The 5,523-nt window shown below is 64.6% G+C and carries 4 protein-coding genes; all 4 read right to left on the bottom strand.

Translation table 11 applies throughout. From position 1 onward, the window contains the following. Positions 1-2,508, bottom strand: a 2,508-nt coding sequence (locus AC1VS5_RS09420) for a valine--tRNA ligase (protein ID WP_481218459.1), incomplete at its 3' end; no start/stop codon positions are given. A gap of 160 nt (positions 2,509-2,668) precedes the next feature. Next, positions 2,669-4,141, bottom strand: a complete 1,473-nt coding sequence (locus tag AC1VS5_RS09415; protein ID WP_481218458.1) for an arylsulfatase — start codon at positions 4,139-4,141, stop codon at positions 2,669-2,671. Between the two features lie 105 nt (positions 4,142-4,246). Beyond that, complete coding sequence (locus AC1VS5_RS09410; protein ID WP_481218457.1) at positions 4,247-4,717, bottom strand: hypothetical protein; 471 nt, start codon at positions 4,715-4,717, stop codon at positions 4,247-4,249. A 5-nt stretch (positions 4,718-4,722) separates the two neighbouring features. Then, positions 4,723-5,346, bottom strand: coding sequence for a hypothetical protein (locus tag AC1VS5_RS09405; protein WP_481218456.1), 624 nt, complete (start codon positions 5,344-5,346; stop codon positions 4,723-4,725). Between the last annotated feature and the right edge of the window lie 177 nt (positions 5,347-5,523).

The raw sequence follows: 5,523 nt of genomic DNA, 5'->3' as shown, positions 1-5,523 counted from the left end.
GTCGACGAGGTCGCCAACGAGGATGTAGGCATCGAAGTCGGCGCCGGCGAGCACGATAGAGCCTTCGGGCTTTTCCGCCACTTCCTCCGTCGTGATGTCAAGCGGGCTCACGCGCGCGAACGCGCAGATGAACTCCGCCATGCCGCGGATGGCCTCGGCGACCTCATCCGAGTTGGCGCGAATGCTCACACCAAGCTGCTCCTTGGGGCTGATGCGATAGCGGGCGCGCGTGGAGCGCACATCGGTCACCACGGCGCGGGTAAGCTCGAAGGCGCGCTCTGCGGGCTCGTTTACCCAGCGCTCGTACGCCGCCGGCTCGGGCCAATCGGCGACCATGAGCGCCTCGGCGCGCTCGCCGTCTTCATCCAGCCAGCTCGCGGGCATGGTTTCCCAAATGGCCTCGGTCGCGAACGGCATGAGCGGATGCATGAGGCGCAAGCTCGTATCGAGCACGAAAATGAGGTTGCGCTGCGCCTGCAGGCGCGCCTCGGCATCGGAAAGACGGGTCTTCGTGACCTCGATGTACCAGTCGCAGACCTCGTTCCAGAAGAAGCTCTGCAGGCTGCGCGCCACATCGCCGAACGCGTACGATTCGATGCCCTCGGTAACCTGCCCCACCGTCTTTGCGAGGCGGCTGAACATCCAAGCATCTGCCGCGGTCTCGGCGACCGGCTCACCCGGCGTGTAGCCCTCCATATTCATGAGCAAAAAGCGGCTCGCGTTCCAAATCTTGGTGAGGAAGGCCTTTGCCTGCTCGGTGCGTGCGCTCCCCAGGAAGTTCTTCTGCTTGTCGAAATCTGCGTCGAAGCGAACGTCTTGGTTGTTCGTGAAGAGGCTCAGCAGGTTGAAGCGCATGGCGTCGGCGCCGTATTTGTCCATGAGGTCCATGGGGTCAACGCCGTTGCCCTTCGACTTGCTCATGCGGCTGCCGTCCTTGGCGAGCACGGTGGGATAGATCACCACATCGTGGAAGGGAATCTCGTCCAGGAAGTAGAGCGAGCTCATGATCATGCGCGCCACCCAAAGAGCGATGATGTCGCGCGCCGTCACGAGCGCCGTGGTGGGATGATGCCCCTCAAGCTGCTCGGGGTGCTGCGGCCAGCCCTGCGTAGCGAAGGTCCACAGTTGCGAGCTGAACCAGGTGTCGAGCACGTTCTCGTCCTGGTGCACGTGATGCCCGCCGCACTTGGGGCACACGTCTACGTCCTCCATGAGGGCGTCTTCCCAGCCGCAATCCTCGCAGTAGAAAACGGGGATACGATGGCCCCACCACAGCTGGCGGCTGATGCACCAGTCTTTCAGGTTCTCCATCCAGGTGAGGTAGGACTGCTTCCAGCGCTCGGCGTTGAAGCGGACCTTGCCCGAGGTCACCGCTTCCATGGCCGGCCCCTTGAGCTTGTCCACGGCGACGAACCACTGCTCGGAAAGCCAGGGCTCGAGCGTGGAGTCGCAGCGGTAGCAATGCATGACAGAGTGGTCGTGCTCCTCGATGTGATCGAGCAAGCCGTGCTCCTCGAACCAGGCGACGACCTTCTCACGGCACTCGTCGCGCGTGAGCCCAGAGAACTCACCGTAGCCATCAACCACCACGGCATGCTCATCGAAAATATTGATCTTCTCGAGACCGTGCGCCTCGCCCATGGCGTAGTCGTTGGGGTCGTGAGCCGGCGTGACCTTCACGAAGCCCGAGCCGAAGCCCGCATCCACGTGCCAGTCCTCGAAGATGGGGATCTCGCGGTCCACGATGGGGAGCTTCACCGTCTTGCCCACGAAGGCAGCCTTCTCCGGATCCTTGGGGCTCACGGCCACGCCCGTGTCGCCGAGCATAGTCTCGGGACGCGTGGTGGCGACAACGATGTACTCCTGGCCGTTCACCGGCTCGGTGAGCGGATAGCGCAGGTGCCAGAGGTGACCTTTCTCGTCCTTGTACTCCGCTTCGTCGTCCGAGATGGCCGTGGTGCAGCTGGGGCACCAGTTGACGATGCGCTTGCCGCGGTAGATGAGCCCGTCGTGGTACCAGTCGCAGAAGACGCGGCGCACGGCCTCGGCGTAATCGGGGTCCATGGTGAAGCGCTCGTCCTCGAAGTCGATGGAGCATCCCATACGACGAATCTGCTGCTGGATGATGCCACCGTACTCGTGGGTCCAGTCCCAGCACGCATCGATGAACGCCTCGCGGCCCATCTCAAGGCGGTTCTTGCCTTCGTCCTTGAGCTTCTTGTCCACCTTGGTCTGCGTGGCGATGCCGGCATGGTCGGTGCCGAAGATCCAGCGCGTGGAGCGGCCGCGCATGCGCGCCTGGCGCACGATGGCGTCTTGGATGGAATCGTCGAGCGCGTGACCCATATGGAGCTTGCCCGTGACGTTCGGCGGCGGGATGACGACCGTGCAGTCGCCAGCGCCGGGGCGCTTCTCGGGCCCGCGCTGGTAGTAACCGCCGTTGAGCCACTTGTCCAGCATCTTGGGCTCAGTGACCTGCGGATCGTATGTCTTAGGCATCTCTTCCATGAGAGGTCCTCTCTATATCGCGATATACGATTCAAGAGGATAGCACAGGCAGCCCATCCTGCGGGGACCCGGCACGCGAAGAGCAGGTTTGCACATGCAAGGGGCGAGCACAGCGGCTCGCCCCTCCCCTAGCATGATGTCACACGGCACCCGCGCCCCGCTAAGCCGAATGCTCGAGCATATTCGTGAGCGGACGGCCCGGCACGAGGCGCCCGTCACACACGAAACCCTCCTCACGGCCCGCGAGCTCGGCCACGAGCGCGGCGCGCAGCTCGGCCACACGGTCGGCATACACAGGATCGGCGATGGCATCGTGCTCCTCGCGCGGGTCGACAGCAAGGTCAAAGTACTGTTCACGACCCGTCTGCGAGAACCAGATGTACTTGTCGTGCGGCGTCACGATGTAGTGGTTCGACTGCTCCACGTCGCGCGCGTGCTCGCCGTGGACGTAGGCGCGCTCGATGGCTAGCCCGCCGAGCACCTCCCCGGCCAGCGAGGAGCCGTCCACCGTGTCCGGCACGGAGGCGCCGGCAAGCTCGAGCAGCGTGGGCATAACGTCCATGAGCTCCACCACGCTCTGGGAGCGCTGGCCCACGCAGTCCGGACCGGCGCCGTGCGCGGCGCGCAGCTGCTTGCCCACGCGCACAATGAGCGGGATGTGCGTGGAGCCCTCGTACGGGAGCACCTTGCGGAAGAGCGAGTGGTCGAAGAGCATCTCGCCGTGATCGGCCGTGAACACCACGACCGTGTTGCCGTAGGTGCCATCGTTCTCAAGGGCTGTGATGAGGCGGCCCACCTGATGGTCAATATGCGTGATGCAGGCGTAGTACCCCGCCATGGCCTGGTGGCGCAGTTCGACATCGCGGCAGCCGTGCACGCTGTCGAGCACCATGCCGTCGCGCTCGGTCGCCTCGGTGTCGTCCCAGTCGCCCGACGCAGGCGGCCGCAAGTCGTGCCCGGGGTAGAGGTCGTAGTAGCTCTGCGGCGCATCGAAAGGCGGATGGGGCCGCACGAAGCTCGCCGTCAGGAAGAAGGGCCGCGTGCGGTCGCGTGTCTCCAGGAAGCGAATGGACTCGTCCACCACCCAGTTGGTGGGATGGTAGCGTTCCTCGTAGATCCACGGGTGCGTGATCCAGGAGTTATTCTCCACACCCGACCCGTTCACATCGAAGGACGCGCCCAGGCGGTCGCGCATGTCGCGCATGTAGTCGTCCGAGACCGCCTGATGGTGCCAGTACGGCGTGTCCGCATGGCGATAGTGGCCGATGTAGCCGTCATGCAGGCGAAGCGTCTGGTATCCGCAGGCGAGACGGGGCGGGTGCACGTGCATCTTGCCCACGCAGGCCGTCTGGTAGCCCGCGCTTCCCAGCTCCTCGGCCAGGTAATGGTTATAGGTCCAATCCACGCCGTCCTGATAACCCACGCGCCCGTGCGACGAGGGAGCCCGGCCTGTGAGCAGGCCGGCGCGGGCCGGGATGCAGCTCGGGCAGGCCGAGTAGGCATGCTCGAACAGCGTGCCCTCGGCAGCGAGCGTATCCAGATACGGCGTCTTGACATCCGGATGACCGGCCGCGCCCAGGCAATCGCCTCGCAGCTGGTCGCAGACGATCAAAACGATATTTGGGTGAGCCATGGTTCCACCTCATACTCTGCAGCAGCGCCGGTTGAACACACGGCACCCATCACAGCTTCGCACGATTCCAAAGCGGCGGGCGACAGATGCGCTCCCCGCCCGCCCCTATCCGTGAATGGCGCTCATGTCGCGCAGGAATTCCTCGACAGCGGCGCGGTCGGCATCGGGCAGGTCGATCATGCGCTCGTTGCCGCGCGATGTGAAGTACACCCGCACGACGCCGGCAGCATCCTCCACCCGCGTGCGCTCGATGCGCGACCACGGGATGCGAAAGCCCTCGGCGTAGATGCCGCGGCTCCCCATGCCGGCGCGCACGGCGGCAAGCGACACGCCTACCGCTACGAGCACACAGGCGGTCACGAGGTCGCGCGGCTGCATGCCCCTGCCGACATAGGACCCGATGCCAAGCACGGCGAGCGCCGCCGCAATCACGAAAGTCGCCGGTTGTCGGGACGCCATGAACCGCAGCGAGGTCCGCTGGTCGACCGCAAGGTGGATGCTATAGCAGAACAGCAGGACGCCAGCGATGAGGATCGTCCACTCGAAGACGCCGAGCCCCTGGAATACCTCAGGCATGCCCGTCACCTCCCCTGAGAAGCCTTGGCCATCGGAGCGGCCATGTCGCGCTCCGAGCGCTTAAGATAGCGCTCGCTCGCCGCGTGGTCACCCTTGTTCTCGTACTGCAGCGCAAGTAGCAGCTCCAAGAAGCCGCGGTCGATGCCCGACAACGTGGGCAGACGGCGCTCCATGTCGCCGATATAGCCCCAGCCCTTCTTGATGTAGATGTCGTGCATCATGCGGGCCTCGGTGATAGCATCCTCGTCGTCCCAGGTCTCGATCTCGGCGAGGAGCTTGGTCGCACCCGCCTCGTTCCCGCGCTCGAGGTAGTAGTTGAAGGCCTTGCCCACGAGCTCATGGCGCTGTTTGGCGTTCTGGCGCATTCCCAGCATCCGCTCGATAACGGCATCGGCCTGGCTGCAGGCGTCGAGAGCAAGGTAGCCGTTGAGCTGCATGAAGCAACGGTTCCACGCGGGAAAGATGAACTTCACGAGCGGCTTGTCGAGCAGTGCCAGGTAGGCCTTGGCATCCGCCTGCTCGAGCAACTGGGTCAAGCGCTGCACGTAGGCACGCTTCGCCACCTCAAGAATCACCAGCAGCGCGGTCGCTGCCAGCAAGATCGCGACACCGATGAGTCGTATATCCATGGGTCCTCCTTCGCAACGAACCTGGCTACACTGAGGCGCGCCGCCGACGGGGAGGGTCGGCGGCGCGCTGCGATACGGTGTGGCAGGTTATCGAGCATCCTCCACGGGCTCGAGCCCCAGGCGATCGAACTGCTCGCGCGGCGCCTCATGCTCGATGAGACCACGGCGCAGCAGGGC

It is taken from the genome of Enorma sp. (assembly GCF_982429025.1).
Note: the sequence above shows the minus strand (reverse complement) of the source record. Positions and strands in the feature narration are given on the sequence as shown.